A 16,019-nucleotide genomic window follows, 5' to 3' on the forward strand; every position below is an offset into this window, starting at 1 on the left:
CTAAACGGTGAATGGTGCGGCCCGCGTCTTGGGCCTCGCCGGGTCTTCGCGCTGCGCGTATCACGCTCGGGCTGTGGTCGATTGGGGCTTTGCCCCAAACCCCAGGCGAGGGGCCTTGCGGCCCCTCACACTCCCCGGCCGTCAACCCGTTCGCCTGACACCACAACGATCATGTGGCTGGATAGAGAACATGGTTCGTCGCCATGAACTGACCGATGACACCTGGGAGCGCATCACCCCGTTACTTCCGGCCAACCCCGAACGCGGTGGCCGATGGCGCGATCACCGCCAGGTGCTCAACGGCATCGCCCGGAAGATCCGCACCGGCGCCGACCGGCGCGACATCCCGGAACGCTATGGCCCCTGGCAGACCATCTACCAGCGCTTTCGCCGCTGGTCTGCCGACGGCACCTTCGCCCGGCTGCTGGAGCACATCCAGGTCCACGACGACGCGATCGGCCAGGTCGACTGGTCGGCCATCTGCGTGGACTCCACCATCGTGCGCGCCCGCCGGCACGCCGCCGGCGCCCGTAAAGGGGGAGCCACCAAGGCACAGCCGGGCAGCAATCAGCTCAGACCGATCAGGGCCGACAGGCGCTCGGGCGCTCGCGCGGCGGACTGACCACCAAGATCCACCTGGCCGTCGACGGACGCGGCCTGCCCCTGGCGTTCGTGCTCACCGGCGGCAACATCAACGACTGCACCCAGTTCACCACCGTGATGGAAGCCATCCGCGTCCCCCGCACCGGCGCCGGCCGACCACGCACCCGCCCCGAGCACGTGATCGCCGACAAGGGCTACAGCTCCCGCGCCATCCGCACCTACCTCCGCCGACGCAAGATCGGCGCCACCACCCCCGAACGCGCCGACCGGCTGGCCGGACGAGCCCGCCGCGGACACCGCCGCCACGCCTTCGACCCGGTCCGCTACAAACGACGCAACGTCGTCGAACGCTGCTTCAACCGGCTCAAGCACTTCAAAGGCATCGCGACCCGCTACGACAAGCTCTCCGCCCACTACCGATCAGCCGTGACCATCGCCTGTCTACTGCTCTGGCTCAAGTGATCCACAAAACAGGACCTAGAGCTGCGCACAACGCGGGGAAGTGATCCAGGAGTTACCCGCCGCGTGATGCGCCGTTTCGACCTGGTCACCGACGGGTTGGTTATGACGGTTGGAACAGCCCCGCACGGACGGCTTGACCTGGACCCACCGTCAGTCCGTCAGCGCCGAGGCTCCATGATCGTTCTCAGCGCTAACGGCTGTCCGCAGGCTCCTCAACCCCGAAGTAGTGGCGCCGGCATGGCCGAGCAAGCCACTGATAAGCACTTCTTCGAGATGGAAAAGGTGCTGACCTCGCCCGCCAGTCTCCGGCGGCCGCGGGTCACAAGAGATAGACGTACCACCACGTGAGGAACCCCAGGTAGACGACTCCCGCCACCAGGTGGGCTCCCGGCGGTTTCCGGAAACCTCCCACGGCGAGCCCTTCGTCTCCCGCGCGCGGTCGGCGGGCCGCCGCGACAGCGGTGGCGGCGAGGCCGAGCCAGGCGAGCAGGCCGTACCAGGGCAGGGCCGAGGGGACGCCCACTCCCAGCACTGTCTCGTTCTCCGTGATCACCCCGTACAGCGCGTCGGCCGTCAGCCCGGTGAGGAGCAGCCCCGACAGCCCCGCAACCACTGTGTACGGCCTGCGGCGCGGGCGCCGCAGGCCCACCGCGAGCTGGACCAGCGCGGTGAGCACGAACAGCCCGAACGGCAGCAGGGGCCACCATGTCCGCTGTGCCCGGTAGAGGGCGGAGGTGAGATGGAGCTCCCCCGGCCGGACGACCCGGTAGGCGGCCTGCCCGGGATCACAGGGCGGCGCGGCCGCCGGGTCGGCGAGGAAGGCGGCGATGGTCCGCCGGCCGCATCTGCTCGACAGGAAGACCGCGTGCCCGACCCCGGCGAACTCGACGAACCGCGCGCCGGGCAGCGCCTCGGCGGCGGGTCTGGCCGTACGGGTGGGCGTCGTCGGGTCGTACTGACCGCCGAGTACCAGGACGGGCGCCGTGGTGGTGGCCGCCGGGGCGGATGCGCGGGGCAGCTTCCAGGTGTCGCAGACCGCCTGGTCGTGGACCGCGGTGAACAGCCTGGGCCGTGCCGGGGGGAAGGAGTTGTAGGGCACCTCGTCCTGGCACTGGACCGCGTGGTAGAGGCCGAACGCGTAGCTGGTCAGCGCCGGGCCCGCCGCGTCGACCAGGGGTTGCAGCAGGTCACGGCGGCCTTCCGCCAGCCCGTCGACCAGGGCGGGAACGATCGGCAACACCTCGACCGCGTGCATGGCCTCACCGATGATCGTCGCCACGTCGTCGCCGGTGAGCCTGACGGTGATCGGCTCGCCCGTCAGCGGGTCGCGGGTGGTGACGGCCGCCGGGTTCGCGTTCAGGTCGGCGATCATCTCCGTGAATCGCGTGGCGAGGTCCGGCCAGCCCTGGCCGGCCAGCTTCCCGAGCGCCTCCGTCAGGTTGCGGGTCGTGTCGTCGTACCAGTTCACGCCAGCCGGCAGGAAGGAGTCGAGCACCACCGAGCGGGTGCCCCCGGGGTCGGCGGCGGCCGCCGCCAGCATCGATCTGGTCGAGTAGCTCACCCCGAACAGGTTCCACCGCGGGTATCCCAGCGCCCGCCGCAGGTCCACCACGTCGGCGGCGATCTCCGCCGTCCTGTATCCCCGCAGGTCCACGCCGAGCCGGGCACGGCACGCCGCCGCGCCCGCGGCGATCACGCCTGTCTCCGCCGTGGCTTGGCCGGGGCTCGCGAGCGTGTCCAGCATCGCGCGGACCGTTTCCGGGCAGTCGAGCCGGGGCCGCGACCACAGGCCGCCGCGCTGCTCCAGCGCGATCACGTCGCGGTCCGGGAACATCTCGGCGAGATAGCCGACGAGCTGGATCGACGCCGAGCCCGGTCCCCCGCTGGTGTAGACGACCGGGTCCGGCCTGCGGTCCGCGGCGGCCGACCGGTGCACGGCGAAGCCCACCTCCGCCCTCGGCCCGTCCGGCAGGTCACGCCGCTCGGGAACCACCAGATACCCACACCGGGTGCCCTCGGGAACCGTCACGGGGCACGGGTGATCCTCCAGATGCGGAGGCTCCGGAGCGCTCCGCGCGACGGCGGGGACCGGCCCGGTGAGCGCCAGCGCTCCGGCGGCGATGAGCGCGGCCACGGCGGCGACGATGTTTCTCACCATTCCTGAGATCGCCCGCGGGATGCGCTCATCTCAGATTGGATCACCTACGAATGATGACATATACGGTGTCACCCGGCTGGAATGAGCTTGTTCTCCAGAACCACATCGATCCCGGACGGCTGAAAACGCGGCATCCACCCGCCGATTCACCATTCAACTGTCGCGAGTTCTCGATGCCGAGGGGCATGGTAGTGACTTTCCGTGAAAGCCGCTGGTCAGATCGCTATGGTCTCGTCATGACCTCAGCGAAAACACACGCCATGGCTCTACGAATCAAGAGCATGGTGGCGCAAGAGGCCGCCGAGTCGCTTCCTGGTGAGCTCAACGAAATCTCGGGGACGCACTGCCACGTTGCCGAGATTGATGACGAGCTGGTGGCCATCCGGCTGATCTCCAAAGTGCTGGCCGAGCGCAGCGTCGAGGCGCGTGGCCGGATCCTGCGCTACCTCTCGGACCGGTGGGAGACGGCGGACGTCCCCTGTGCTGAACGACATGGTCATTCGGTGGCGGGTGCTCCGTCGAGCGGTGCGGGTTCCTGGGAGACGGACCCGGTCTGGGCGGGGGTCGCGTAAGCGCTGTTGGCTGATCCATTGTTCCACGAAGCCGTTGTCCGGGTCGCCGCCGGGCTACGGGGTCACGGTGGAACTCGAGGTCTAGGTCCTGTTTTGTGGATCACTTGAGCCAGAGCAGTAGACAGGCGATGGTCACGGCTGATCGGTAGTGGGCGGCGAGCTTGTCGTAGCGGGTCGCGATGCCTTTGAAGTGCTTGAGCCGGTTGTAGCAGTGTTCGACGATGTTGCGTCGTTTGTGGCGGACCGGGTCGAAGGTGTGGCGGCGGTGTCCGCGGCGGGCTCGTCCGGCCAGCCGGTCGGCGCGTTCGGGGGTGATGGCGCCGATCTTGCGTCGGCGGAGGTAGGTGCGGATGGCGCGGGAGCTGTAGCCCTTGTCGGCAAAACAGGTCCTAGGCGCCGGAGCGGTCTTCGCGGACGTCCGGCCTGCCCCGGTCTCCCGCTCAGCGGGCAACGTTCCTGCGCCTCCCATCGATGACCTCCGACATGGATATATGAGCATCTGCGTGATTTGTTAACCGAGAACCGCAGGGCATGAGTAGGGGATACTCATGCTTTGCGCCGTGCCCCCGCCTAGCGTTCGGAAAGACCCGTCCCGGCCGATCCGCGGGGCGGGCGTGCAAGGGCTGGATCCATACCCGTCGTTTTCGATGCCGTCGGCGCCGCTCCTCGTGGGTGTCGTACCGGGTGCCGGGAAAGCCGCGAGCCTGGCGGGGGCCGGCTCGCGGACCGTCCCATCGGGCCGTGCCCGAGCGCCGGTCGCCCCGGGGGACGTACGGCGGGCTACTCCCAGCGGAAGAACACGGCCGCGACGACGCCGCCGAGCACGATGGCCGCGGCGAGGCCGATCAGGTTGGAGGCCTCGATGGGCGCGCCGATCCAGGCGGCCGACAGGGCCTGGCTCCCGGCACCGAACGGCAGCCACTGCCCGATCGTCGCGATCACCTCGGGCAGGTTGCCGCGCCCGCCGAACATGCCGCCGGTGGCGCCCAGCACGAAGAAGACGACCAGGCCGATCGCTACGGAGGAGTTCGGGGTGGGCGAGAGCGCGGCGACGGTCAGCCCCAGGGCGTACATGGCGGCCACCGTCAACGCCAGCACACCGAGCGCCGCGCCGACGCGCACCGGGGGGTGGGCGCCGAACGCCAGCAGGGCGAGGATCCAGGCGGCCGCGATACCGAGGGCCATCTGCAGCACGCCGGCGGCCGCCTGGGCGACGAGGACCAGCGCGGGCGAGGCGGGGGTCACCCCCAGGCGTCGCAGGATGCCGCTGCGACGGTAGTAGGCCAGAAAGCTCGGCATGTTGACGATGCCGGTCGTGGCCACGACCATCGTGAACACCAGCGGCAGCACGTAGACGTCGAACGCCGTGCGACCGTGCGCGATCGTCTCCCGGCCGGCGGACGAGGCGTTCATCACCAGGATGAGCATGGGCAGGCCGATCGGCACGATCAGCCCGGCGGTGTCGCGGGTGACCATCTTGAGCTCGCAGATCAGCAGTGCGGCCCAGGCCCGCGGGCCTGGGCGGTGGACGGTGATGTCCGTCATCGGATCGTCTCCTCCCTCGTGTCGGGCACGGTGTCGAACTCTGCGTCGAGCTTGGTGTTGTCGAGCCGGTGCCCGGTCAGCGCGAGGAAGGCGTCGTCGAGGCCGGCCTGTTCGCTGCGCGTCTCGGCCGCCGCGACGCCCGCGTGCACGAGCGCGACGCTGACGGCCTGGAGCAGCTCACCGCGGCCCTCGACGACGACGCGGTCGCCGTCGGCGTGCACCCGGTCGACCCCGTCGAGTCCTTCGAGCAGCCCGCCCGGTACAGGGGTGATCGCGCGGAAGGTGACCCGCTGGGCGAACCCGGCCCTTCGCACGAGCCCCGAGGGAGAGTCGAGGGCGACGACCCGGCCCTCGTCGAGCAGCGCGACCCGGTCGCACAGTCGTTCGACCTCCTCCATGGTGTGGCTGACGAGCAGGATGGTCACGCCTGACTCGCGCAACCGCTCAAGGGTCGACCACATCCGACGGCGCGCCTCGGGGTCGAGGCCGGTGGTGAGCTCGTCGAGGATCACCACCCGGGGCCGTCCGACGAGCGCGAGCGCGATCGACAGTCGCTGCTGCTGGCCGCCGGAGAGCTTCTCGAAGCGGGTGTGCCGGGAGGCGGTCAGGCCGACCGACTCGATCAGGTCGTCGGACGGCAGCGGGTCGCGGTAGAAGGTCCCGTACAGGTGGACCAGCTCGGTGACCGTGAGCGCGGAGTGCAGGACGGCCTCCTGCAGCTGGACCCCGAGGACCTGGCGCAGCCGGGCCCGGTCCCGCCGGGGGTCCAGGCCGAGCACGCGGACGGTGCCGCGGTCGGGCCGCCTGAGCCCGGCGATCAGCTCGACGGTGGTCGTCTTACCGGCTCCGTTGCGTCCCAGGATGCCGAAGATCTCACCGGCGGCGACGGAAAGGCCGACCTCCTCGACGGCGACCTTGGAGCGGTAGCGCTTGTGCAGGCCGTCCGCTTCGACGGCGGGAGATGACGTTGTCGCATGCATGCCGTCGACGTTAGGAAGGGCGAGCCGCCGGCGCCTGTGCCGATGGTCAGTATCGGCACCCATGACTTTCGGCACCTCAGCGGGGGCACGAGCGCACGTTAGGGTGAACGGCATGCGGCGAATCGAGCCGGACGTGTGGGCGGGGCTGGCGGCACTGCTGGTGTGCCTCGCGGTGGGCACCCCGATATTGCTCGGCGTGGCCGAGACACAGGTCCCCCGGCCGGTGTGGGGCGCGCTCTTCGTGGCGCTGCTGGTCACCGCGCTGATCGCCGCGCTCTGGGAGGAATGCCGGCCGAGGCAGGCGTGGGTCTGCTACGGCGCGGCCGTCGTGCTGGGATGGCTCACGATCCTGACGGCCCCCGGCGCCGGATGGCTGCCGATCCTGCTGGTCTTCACCGCCGCCCTGAGCGCGTACGTCGCGCCGCCGTGGGCGGGCCCGGTGGTGATCGTGCTCAACGTCGTCGTGATCGCCGTGACCGTGGGTCTCACCGGTTCCACCGTCGCCGAGATCGGCCTCAGTGCGCTGCTGTACCTGCTGATCCAGATCGCGACGCTGCTGAGCGTGCTGGTGACCATCAGGGAGCAGCGGATGCGCCGCGAGCTGAGCGAGGCTCATCTGGAGCTGCGGGCGGCGAGTGTGATCCTGGCCGACACCGCACGCGCTCACGAACGCCTGCGCATCGCCAGGGAGCTGCACGACCTGATGGGGCACCAGCTCACCGCGCTCACCCTGGAGCTGGAGGTCGCCCGGCACCGCGAAGGGGCGGGCGCGCGCGTGCACATCGAGCGTGCCGACCGGGTGGCGCGGGACCTGCTTCGCGACGTGCGCGCGACCGTCGGACAGCTGCGCACCGACGCGCCCGACCTGCGCGAGGCCCTCGCCGCCGTGGTACGCGACATTCCCGGCCTCGACATCGGCGTGTGGATCGACGACGACGTGTGCCCCACCGAGGAGGTGACCCTGGCGCTCATCCGTGTCGTCCAGGAGATCGTCACCAACACCATCCGGCACGCGGACGCGACCTCGTTGCGCATCCGGATCGAGAGCACACCGGAGCGGGAGGTGAGGTTCACCTCCGTCGACGACGGGCGCGGCAGCCCCGAGCTACGGCCGGGCAACGGACTGCGCGGCCTGAGCGAGCGGATCGAGGCGATCGGCGGCGACGTACGGCTCGACGGCAGCGACGGTTTCCGGGTCACCGCCACGGTGCCCGCGCGATGATCCGGGTGATCGTGGTCGACGACCAGACCCTGGTCCGGCAGGGCATCCGCAGCCTGCTCGACCTGACCGACGACATCGAGGTGGTGGGGGAGGCCGACGACGGCATGGCCGCGCTGGCGGCGATCGAGGAGCACGCCCCCGACGTCGTCCTGCTCGACCTGCGCATGCCCCGCCACGACGGCATCTGGGTGCTCAGGGCGTTGCGGGAGCGCGCGGACGACTCGCCGCCGGTGCTCGTGCTGACCACGTTCGACAACGACACCCTGGTGCTGGACGCGATGCGGGCGGGGGCGTGCGGCTATCTGCTGAAGGACGTGACGCTCGAACGGCTGACCCGGGCCATCCGCGTCCTGGCCGACGGGGGGACACTGATCTCGCCGTCGATCACCGACCGGCTGCTGCGCGCGGTGCGGCGCCGCCGACCGGCGGACGACGACCTGCCCGCGATCCAGCGGCTCACCGAACGAGAGGTGGAGGTGCTGCGGCTCGTCGCGGAGGGCTACAGCAACCGCGAGATCGCCCAGGCTCTCTTCCTGGCCGAGGGCACGGTGAAGAACCACGTCTCGACCATGCTGCTCAAACTCGGAGCGCGGGACCGGACCAACGCGGTGCTGCGCGCCCTGCACGCGAACATCCTCGACTGATAGCTGCGGGCATTTGGTCAAATTTGCCGATACTGGCATGCTCTTTTCCGGGACAGGCTGCCCGGAACCCGGCGCGTGCGGCAGGGCGTGGCCGCCGGACCACTCGGGCGGGCTCGCGGCGGGGGAGGAGCACGATGGCCGGTACGGAGCTCAGATCCGGCGACCCCACCGCCTTCGGGCCGTACGTGATCGAGGCGAGGCTCGGCGAGGGCGGGCAGGGAACGGTCTACCTCGGCCGTGATCCGGCCGGTGAGCGTGTCGCGGTCAAGGTGCTGCACCCCAGGTTCGCCGCCGACCAGGTCGCGAGGACGCGCTTCGAGCGGGAGATCGCCGTCGCCCGGCAGATCGCCGAGTTCTGCACCGCCCGGGTGCTCGACGCGGGGGAGAGCGGCGACCACCTCTACGTGGTGAGCGAGTTCATCGACGGCCCTTCGCTGCAGCAGGCCGTCGAGAGGGAGGGGCCGCGCGACGGCGCCGCCCTGCAGCGCATCGCGATCAGCACGGCCACCGCGCTCGTCGCCATCCACCAGGCGGGCATCGCGCACCGCGACTTCAAACCGGCCAACGTGCTCCTCGGCTTCGACGGCCCGCGCGTCATCGACTTCGGCATCTCCAAGGCACTCGACGCCGGGTTCGCCCAGACCAGCGGCGCCGTCGGGACCCCGACGTACATGTCGCCCGAGCAGATCCACGGCCAGCCCGCCGCCGCCCCCTCGGACGTGTTCAGCTGGGCCGTGACGATGGTGTTCGCGGCCACCGGCAGCCCCGCGTTCGGCCGGGACACCATCCCGGCCGTGCTCCACCGCATCCTCACCACCGAGCCCGACCTGTCGGGGGTTCCCGAGGGGTTGCGCCCGTTGCTGCGCGCCTGCCTGGCCAAGGATCCCGCCGATCGGCCGGTCGCCTCCGACCTGCTGTTCCGGCTGATCCGCCAGCCGTCGGCCGGCACCGCCATGCCGCCCGCGGAATCGCCGCAGACCGGTCAGTCGGCCGAGGTCCAGCCCTCGCCGTCCCAGTGGCCGTCGCGGACCGAGCAGCCGTCCCCGTCCCCGTCCCCGCAGCCTTCGCAGCCTTCGCAGCCTGAGCCTTCTCGGCCACAGTCTTCGCAGTCACCGCTCCACGACCGGCCGCCCTCGTCGCAACGACAGCCGTCACCCGGGTGGGAGGCCGACCCTCAGCGGCCGCCGTCCCGGCCGTCGCCGCCGTTCGAGCCGGGCGCGGCACCTTCGCTGCCGCCGTACGCCGGGTGGTCACCGACGGGTCCGAGCACCGAGCCCGGGCAGTGGCACCGGCAGGGCCACGGGGGCTCCACCTCTCCTGGTGACCCATGGGAGGGGGCCGGTGGCGCGACCGCGCCGGGCGGGTCAGGACGATCGCGCCCGTGGCGGATCGGGGCCGTCGTCGCCGTCTGCGCCGTCGCGGTCTCCGCGGGCGTCTTCGTGCTCCCGTCACTGCTGGCGGGGACCGGGGAGGAGAGCGTGGACCCCACTCCCGTCGCGATGACCGGCTCCCCTTCGATCTCCGGCGGCTCCCCCTCACCCGGCGAGTCCACGCAGCCCAGCGCCTCACCGTCTCCCAGCACCTCACCCTCTCCCAGTGGAGCGCCGTCCCCCGCCGCCACCCCCACCTCGGTCACCGGGAACTGGAAGAGCGCACCGGTCGGCGGCCCGCTGCGCGGCCATCGCGACGACCTGCAGTCGGTGGCGATCGCCCAGGTCGGCGGCAGGTCCGTGATCGTCTCCGGTGCCAACGACCGCACCGTCCGCCTGTGGGATCTCGCCACCCGCAAGCCGCTGGCCACCCTCACCGGGCACACCAACTGGGTGCGCTCCATCGCGGTCACCGAGCTGGACGGCAGGACGATCGCGGTGTCGGGCGGCGACGACGGCACCGTACGCCGCTGGGACCTCGCCACCCGCAAGCCGGTCGGCAAGCCCTTCGACGCCGCCGTGCCCGTCTTCTCCCTCGCCCTCGCCACCCTCGACGGCGAGCCCGTCGTGGTGACCGGAGGCCGCGACGGGAGCCTGCGCGTGTGGGACCTGAGGACGGGCGCCGCGATCGGCAAGGCCCGTCGCGCCTCCGAGGGCGCCGTGTTCGGCCTCGCCACGGCCACCCTCGACGGTGAGCCCGTCGTGTTCACCGGCGGCGGCGACGGTACGGTACGTCGCTGGCCGCTCCGCTCGGGGCCGGGCGAGACGCTCCTCACCCAGCGAGCCCAGGTCACCGCCGTCACCACGGCCGAGCTGGACGGCAGGCTCGTGGTGCTGTCCGCCGGCGGCGCGCAGGACATCCACATCGACGACGCCGCCGGTGCCGGTGAGGCCCGCCCGCCCATCCGGAGTCACAGCGGCTGGATCTACTCCCTCGCGGTCGGCCGGGTGGGGTCGCTCACCGTCGTCGTCTCCGGCAGCAACGACGCCACCGCGCAGGTCCACGACCTCGACACCGGGAAGCGGGCGGGACGGCCGTTCAAGGCCCACGACCACAACGTGTTCGCCGCCGCGGTGACCGAACTCGACGGGCGCCCCGTCGCGGTCACCGGCGGCGGCGACGACACCGTCCGCGTCTGGCGCCTGGGCTGATCGTCAGGCGGGCGCGGGGCCGGTGGAAGGCTCCGTCCGGAGCGGAGGGGTCGGGTCTCCACTCCGGACGGAGCCAGACATGGGTTACTTCAGATACGGTCCCGCGTCGCCGATCCTGCCGGGGGCAGGGTTGCCCGGCAGGGACAGCACGTAGGCGCGCATGTTGCCCTTGCCGCTCGCGGCGATCGACAGCGTCCCGTTGTTCACCGTCTTGGTGTCACCGGTGACCGCGTCGACGTAGGTGCCGCTCGGGATTCCGGTGAAGGTGGCGCTCCCGCTGACCGAGACCAGCACGAAGCTGTCCACGGATCCCTGGGTGAAGCGGCGCTTGTAGGCCATCTGGCCGCTGACGCCCTCGGTCGAGTACTGGCCCTTCTGGAGCGCCGGGATGGCCCGGCGAATCCGGTTGAGTCGCTGCACGTGCTTGACCAGCGGCTTGTCGAGGGTCTGCGCCACCGTGCCCGAGGCGCTGGACACCGTGCCGAAGCCCGAGGCGGTGACCGATCCCGCCAGGTGGTCACCGAAGTAGGCGCGCCCCGTCGTGGACAGCGGGCAGGTCGGCCCGCAGTCGATCCGCTTGCCCGCCTGGAACTCGATCTCCGAGCCGTAGTAGAGCGTCGGAATGCCGCGGAAGGTCCACATCAGGCTCATGTTCTCGGCCCAGGCGTCGGTGCCGCCGTCGTAGCGGACCGAGGACTTGTTCGGACCGTAGTCGTGTGAGTCGACGTAGACGGTGTTGTAGGTGGCGTCGTTGTAGCTGTCGTCGGAGTCCTTACCGTTGTGGAACGCGCTGGACGCGTCGCCGAAGTTCATGTGCATGCGCATGTCGATGACGTTCATGCCGGAGAACCTGCTGTGGTCGGGCGCGTGGTAGGTGTTGCCGTTCAGCGTGGCGTTGGTGCTGGTGGGCTGGTTGCCCGAGCCCATCAGATTCTCGTAGTCGTACTGCTCGATCGCGGCCCTGACGTCGTCGGGACTGTACTCCTTGCGCTCCTTCCAGGTGAAGAACTGGGCGGAGTGGTTCACCGAGCCGCGGTTCCACTTGTCGTGCACGAACGCGGCGACCTCGCCGAAGACGTAGAAGTCCTTGGCCTTCTCCGCGCCGAACCTCGCGGTCGCGTGCTCGCGGATCGCGGGCAGGAACCGGCGGTTCCAGGTGACCCTGGGGATGTGCACGGCGGTGTCGACGCGGAAGCCGTCCACCCCCATGTCGATGTACTTGTTGTAGACGTCGATCAGGTAGTCCTGGACGGTCTTGCTCTCCGTGTTGAAGTCAGCCAGGTCGTCGTGAAGCCAGCAGCTACGGGAGTCCTCGCCCTCCCAGTTACCGATCCAGCACTGGTGGTAGTAGTTTGCCGGAAACATGCCGGATGTCGGGTTCGGCCACTGGCAGTTGTGGATGCGGAACCCCTCGGGGCTGCTCCACTGGGTGGGAGTGCCCCAGTTGCGGCAGGTGTTGCCCGCCGGCTCGATGGTGGACCACTGGTCGCCGTTGTACGGCCTGCCCTTGGCCATCGCGTTCTGTGCGGCCGTCAGGTTCGGGTCGTTCCCCTGGTGCTCCTGCATCGGGTCGTACTCCCGGCCCGCCTCCTTCTCGTTGTAGAGCCACTTCCACTGATCGTCGCGCGCACCCCACACGGTGGGGGTGAACAGGCCCTTGGCGCCCCAGCGGGAGCTGTGGTTGTAGACGACGTCCTGGTAGATCTTGATGCCCTTGGCGTGGGCGGCGTTGATCAGGTCCTGGTACGACGTGCCCTCGGACTCCAGGCGGGGATCGACCCGGTAGAAGTCCCAGCCGTGGTAGCCGTGGAAGTCGTAGTCGGAGCGGTTGAGCACAACCGGGGTGATCCACAGGGCGGAGAAGCCGAGGCCCTTGATGTAGTCGAGCTTGTCGACCAGGCCCTTGAAGTCACCGCGGAACATCGGGTCGTTGTTCGCGGCGTTGCCCGACTTCACGTGCTGGCTGCCACCCCGGTTGTTGGAGGTGTCGCCGTCGGCGAAACGGGCGGTCATCACGAAGTAGATGGAGTCCTCACGCGGGTCGCCGCCGAGCGGGGTGCCGCCCTCGGGCGCCTCGGGCTTCTTCCCGGTGGTGGCGGTGGCCTCCTGGCTCGCCTCGGAGATGTTGCCGGCGGCGTCCTTGGCCTGGACGGTGTAGCGATAGAGGGTGTTCTCCGCGAGGCCGGTGTCGGAGTGCGAGGTGGCCGTCACGTCGACGACCTTGGTTCCCCCGGTGCCGCCGGTGCGGGTGACCTTGTATCCGGTCACCTTGACGTTGTCGGTGGAGGCGCTCCAGGCCAGCGCGATCGAGACGCCGTTCGCGGTCGCCGTCACCCCGGTCGGGGTGCTGGGCTTCTCGGTGTCCGGAATCTCGGGGGCGCACGGGTCGGCGGCATTGCCGGTCACGACGCCGTTCTTGACGGTGCTGACACCGGTGCCGATGGTGTGGTCGGCGCCGTTGTTGTTGTCCCAGGTGCCGGAGCCGTTGTTGAAGGCGGCCTTGAGCCCGGTGGCGGTGCCGAGGTTGACGGTCTTCTTGGCCCAGTCGGTGCAGGCATCCTCGTTCATGGGGACGCCGGGGAGGCCGGTCCAGGCGCCGCCGGTGGGCTGGTAGTGGATATTGGCGGTCGTCCAGCCCTTGGTCTTCTTGTGGAAGTAGACGACGGCCTGGTTGTCCGGTAGTTCGCCTCCCGGGCACGGGTTGCCCGACGTCACCTGGCCGCCGGAGACCTTTACGGTCCCGGTGCCGATGGTGTAGTCGGCGCCGGAGTTGTTGTCCCAGGTACCGGAGCCGTTGTTGAAGGCGGCCTTGAGCCCGGTGGCCGCGCCGAGGTCGAGGGTCTTCTTCTTCCAGCCCGCGCAGGCGGTCTCGTTCATGGGGATGCCGGGGACGGGGGTCCAGGTTCCGCCGGTGGGCTGGTAGTGGATGTTGGCGGTCGTCCAGCCGGTGGCGTAGTAGACGGTCACGTTGTTGGCGGCCAGAGCTGCGGACAGCGGGACGACGGCGGAGCCCAGGCCGAAGGCCGCTACGGTGAGCAGTCTGAGGACACGTTTGGGAGATGAGCGCATGGGGGTTCCTCTGTGCGAGGCGGCGAGGGGATGGTCCGGGGCGCCGGCGGGCGCCCGGGGTGGCGGGCCAGGCCGAGGCCCGGCCCGGCCCGAAGGTCAGCGCCAGGTGTCGTTGCGCGCCGTGGTGCCGCTCGCCGGGGTGGTGAAGGACCGGTTGGGGTCGCTCTCCCATGCCACTGAGCCGTTGGGGTTCTTCTTGATGTACTTGTAGGAGACCGCGGTGTTGGCCGGCAGGTTGGCCGTGACCTTCCAGACCGGGTAGTCGGCCGAGGAGAGCGCCACCGCGTTGGCGGGGTTCCAGCCGCCCAGTTCGGCGATGTCGCCGACCACGAAGACGTTCTGGCCATAGGAGGTCGTCACGTTCGCATTGAAGGAGGTGGCGACCTTGCCGGGGTTCACCGTCGGGGTGGGGCTGGCTTCGGGGCCGCAAGGAGAGGTGGCGTTGGCGGTCACGACGCCGTTCTTGATCGTGCTCACCCCGCGGCTGATGGTGTAGTCGGAGCCGCCGTTGCTGTCCCAACTGCCGGAGCCGTTGTTGAAGGCGGCCTTGAGGCCGGTGGCGGTGCCGAGGTCGACGGTCTTCTTCTTCCAGCCGGTGCAGGCGGTCTCGTTCATGGGGACGCCGGGGACGGGGGTCCAGGTTCCGCCGGTGGGCTGGTAGTGGATGTTGGCGTTCGACCAGGTGGTGGAGTAGTAGACGGTCGCCTCACCGGGCGGCGGGTCGGTCGGCCTGATGCCCCCGGCGTGGATGGCGATCGCGCTCTTGCCGGGGACGGTCACCGAGGCGGAGCCGTTCGAGTCGACGGTGACCGTGCCGCCACCCACGTCGTTGGAGTAGGTTCCGGCGGGCAGGCCGGTGGAGAAGGTGCGGGTGACGCTGCCACCCTCGTTGTTGATCGCGACCCAGCCCTTGTCGCCGCGGCTGAAGGCGATCACGTTGTTGCCGTTGTCGTACCAGTTGCCGACCGAGGTGCCGGCAACGGCGCGGTTGAAGCCGACCATTCCGCTCATCTGGCGGTGGAAGCAGGTCCACTGGCCGTTGCCGCAGTTGACGTCGGTGACGAAGCCGCCGTTGGCGGACGGCGGGCCGCCCTCGCTGTCGCCCCAGGTGAACCCGGAGTAAACGCGCTGCGTGCCGTACGGCCAGGCGAGCATGAAGATGTTGGCCAGCTTGTAGGCGTCGCCGTACTTGTAGTTCATGGTCGAGCCGTTACGTTCGGTGTCGTGGTTGTCGACGAAGACCACGGCCTTGTCGCTGGGCACCGACAGGCCCCAGCTCTGCCCGAACGACTGCAGGTTCTTGATCTGGCCGCCGCTGAACTGATCCTTGAGTTTGCGCCCGTACACGAACTCGTGCACGTCGCCGATCCCGGTGTACTGGCTCGGCGTGATCGCCTCCTGATCGCCCTCGATGACCTCCTGGTGGATGTAGGGCGAGCCGGTCAGCTTGCCCTTGATCGCGGCTAGGTCGCCGGGGTTGATGTGCTTGGCGGCGTCGATGCGGAAGCCGTCCACGCCCAGGGAGGTCAGCTTGTTGAGGTAGCCGGCGATCTGGTCGCGGACGTACTCGGAGCCGGTGTTGAGGTCTGACAGGCCGACCAACTCGCAGTTCTGCACCCGCCAGCCGTCGTTCTTGTAGTCGGAGTTGTTGATCCCGCAGGTGGGGGAGTGGAAGTCGGCGGACGAGTAGAGCCCCGGGTAGTTGTACTTGCCGAAGCTGTAGCCGCCGTAGCTGGTGCTGCCCTGGCCGGTCATGTGGTTGATGACGGCGTCGGCGTGGACCTTGACGCCCGCCGCGTGGCAGGCGTTGATCATGTTCTTGAACGCGTTCTCGTCACCGAACTTGCTGGTGAGGGTGTAGCGGGCGGGCTGGTAGATGTCCCACCAGACCGAGCCGCCCTTGGACATCGAGTCACTCGGCGGCGAGACCTGCACGGCGGAGTATCCGGCCGGGCCAAGGACGTCGGTGCACTCCCTGGCGACGGAGTTCCAGTTCCAGTTCCAGAGCTTGACGATCGGGCCGGGGGTGGGCGGTGCCGCCTGGGCGGGGGTGCTCAGTGCGATGGGCACCACGACGACGGCGCTTGCCAGCGTGCTTAACGCCGTGGCAACGATGGCTCTGTAGGGTTTCATGAGTGGGGGCCTCCAGGATCGATGGACGGGTTCCCTGGTCGGGCCGGGT

Annotated in this window: 10 protein-coding genes and 1 pseudogene; 5 read left to right on the top strand and 6 right to left on the bottom strand. The window is 69.8% G+C overall.

Going from position 1 to position 16,019, the window contains the following annotated elements; all coding sequences use genetic code 11:
- Window positions 1–190: 190 nt before the first annotated feature.
- Window positions 191–1,065 (top strand): annotated as a pseudogene (locus tag ACFY3D_RS23820) (IS5 family transposase).
- 319 nt (window positions 1,066–1,384) lie between these two features.
- Here the strand turns inward: ACFY3D_RS23820 and ACFY3D_RS23825 are convergent.
- Window positions 1,385–3,223 carry an alpha/beta fold hydrolase gene (locus ACFY3D_RS23825; protein ID WP_389982650.1) on the bottom strand — a complete coding sequence of 613 codons (1,839 nt, stop codon included), beginning with the start codon at window positions 3,221–3,223 and terminating at the stop codon, window positions 1,385–1,387.
- 236 nt (window positions 3,224–3,459) lie between these two features.
- On the opposite strand from ACFY3D_RS23825, the gene ACFY3D_RS23830 reads away from it, so the two are divergent.
- Window positions 3,460–3,795, top strand: coding sequence for a hypothetical protein (locus tag ACFY3D_RS23830; protein WP_389982653.1), 336 nt, complete (start codon window positions 3,460–3,462; stop codon window positions 3,793–3,795).
- A gap of 100 nt (window positions 3,796–3,895) precedes the next feature.
- Here the strand turns inward: ACFY3D_RS23830 and ACFY3D_RS23835 are convergent, their stop codons facing one another.
- The 3 genes from ACFY3D_RS23835 to ACFY3D_RS23845 all read right to left on the bottom strand — a co-directional run bounded on the left by ACFY3D_RS23835 (window position 3,896) and on the right by ACFY3D_RS23845 (window position 6,320).
- Window positions 3,896–4,264: a transposase gene (locus ACFY3D_RS23835; RefSeq protein ID WP_389982656.1), complete on the bottom strand. Its 369-nt coding sequence runs from the start codon at window positions 4,262–4,264 to the stop codon at window positions 3,896–3,898.
- A gap of 311 nt (window positions 4,265–4,575) precedes the next feature.
- Complete coding sequence (locus tag ACFY3D_RS23840) at window positions 4,576–5,340, bottom strand: ABC transporter permease (protein WP_350943600.1); 765 nt, start codon at window positions 5,338–5,340, stop codon at window positions 4,576–4,578.
- A complete protein-coding gene (locus ACFY3D_RS23845) occupies window positions 5,337–6,320 on the bottom strand; it encodes an ABC transporter ATP-binding protein (RefSeq protein WP_389982659.1) in 984 nt (327 codons plus the stop codon). Before ACFY3D_RS23845 ends, ACFY3D_RS23840 begins: the two co-directional genes overlap by 4 nt.
- Before the next feature lie 112 nt (window positions 6,321–6,432).
- Between ACFY3D_RS23845 and ACFY3D_RS23850 the strand changes: the two genes are divergently transcribed.
- The 3 genes from ACFY3D_RS23850 to ACFY3D_RS23860 all read left to right on the top strand — a co-directional run bounded on the left by ACFY3D_RS23850 (window position 6,433) and on the right by ACFY3D_RS23860 (window position 10,768).
- Window positions 6,433–7,542, top strand: a complete 1,110-nt coding sequence (locus ACFY3D_RS23850; protein WP_350943596.1) for a histidine kinase — start codon at window positions 6,433–6,435, stop codon at window positions 7,540–7,542.
- A complete protein-coding gene (locus tag ACFY3D_RS23855) occupies window positions 7,539–8,186 on the top strand; it encodes a response regulator (RefSeq protein WP_389982663.1) in 648 nt (215 codons plus the stop codon). The genes ACFY3D_RS23850 and ACFY3D_RS23855 overlap by 4 nt, the downstream gene beginning before the upstream one ends.
- A 134-nt stretch (window positions 8,187–8,320) precedes the next feature.
- Window positions 8,321–10,768, top strand: a complete 2,448-nt coding sequence (locus ACFY3D_RS23860) for a WD40 repeat domain-containing serine/threonine protein kinase (RefSeq protein ID WP_389982666.1) — start codon at window positions 8,321–8,323, stop codon at window positions 10,766–10,768.
- An 84-nt stretch (window positions 10,769–10,852) separates the two neighbouring features.
- Here the strand turns inward: ACFY3D_RS23860 and ACFY3D_RS23865 are convergent, their stop codons facing one another.
- Both ACFY3D_RS23865 and ACFY3D_RS23870 read right to left on the bottom strand, forming a co-directional pair.
- Window positions 10,853–13,837 (bottom strand): carbohydrate binding domain-containing protein, encoded by a 2,985-nt coding sequence (locus tag ACFY3D_RS23865; protein WP_389982669.1) that lies wholly within the window; start codon window positions 13,835–13,837, stop codon window positions 10,853–10,855.
- A gap of 96 nt (window positions 13,838–13,933) precedes the next feature.
- Window positions 13,934–15,970, bottom strand: coding sequence for a carbohydrate binding domain-containing protein (locus ACFY3D_RS23870; RefSeq protein ID WP_389982672.1), 2,037 nt, complete (start codon window positions 15,968–15,970; stop codon window positions 13,934–13,936).
- Between the last annotated feature and the right edge of the window lie 49 nt (window positions 15,971–16,019).

The organism is Streptosporangium sp. NPDC000509 (assembly GCF_042898365.1).
GTDB lineage: Bacteria > Actinomycetota > Actinomycetes > Streptosporangiales > Streptosporangiaceae > Streptosporangium.

Excerpts from the sequence above, each read along its gene's own strand:
- ACFY3D_RS23850 (WP_350943596.1), top strand. The coding sequence starts at position 6,433 with ATGCGGCGAATCGAGCCGGACGTGTGGGCGGGGCTGGCGGCACTGCTG.
- ACFY3D_RS23870 (WP_389982672.1), bottom strand. The coding sequence starts at position 15,970 with ATGAAACCCTACAGAGCCATCGTTGCCACGGCGTTAAGCACGCTGGCA.
- ACFY3D_RS23840 (WP_350943600.1), bottom strand. The coding sequence starts at position 5,340 with ATGACGGACATCACCGTCCACCGCCCAGGCCCGCGGGCCTGGGCCGCA.
- ACFY3D_RS23825 (WP_389982650.1), bottom strand. The coding sequence starts at position 3,223 with ATGGTGAGAAACATCGTCGCCGCCGTGGCCGCGCTCATCGCCGCCGGA.
- ACFY3D_RS23855 (WP_389982663.1), top strand. The coding sequence starts at position 7,539 with ATGATCCGGGTGATCGTGGTCGACGACCAGACCCTGGTCCGGCAGGGC.
- ACFY3D_RS23830 (WP_389982653.1), top strand. The coding sequence starts at position 3,460 with ATGACCTCAGCGAAAACACACGCCATGGCTCTACGAATCAAGAGCATG.
- ACFY3D_RS23835 (WP_389982656.1), bottom strand. The coding sequence starts at position 4,264 with ATGGGAGGCGCAGGAACGTTGCCCGCTGAGCGGGAGACCGGGGCAGGC.
- ACFY3D_RS23860 (WP_389982666.1), top strand. The coding sequence starts at position 8,321 with ATGGCCGGTACGGAGCTCAGATCCGGCGACCCCACCGCCTTCGGGCCG.
- ACFY3D_RS23845 (WP_389982659.1), bottom strand. The coding sequence starts at position 6,320 with ATGCATGCGACAACGTCATCTCCCGCCGTCGAAGCGGACGGCCTGCAC.
- ACFY3D_RS23865 (WP_389982669.1), bottom strand. The coding sequence starts at position 13,837 with ATGCGCTCATCTCCCAAACGTGTCCTCAGACTGCTCACCGTAGCGGCC.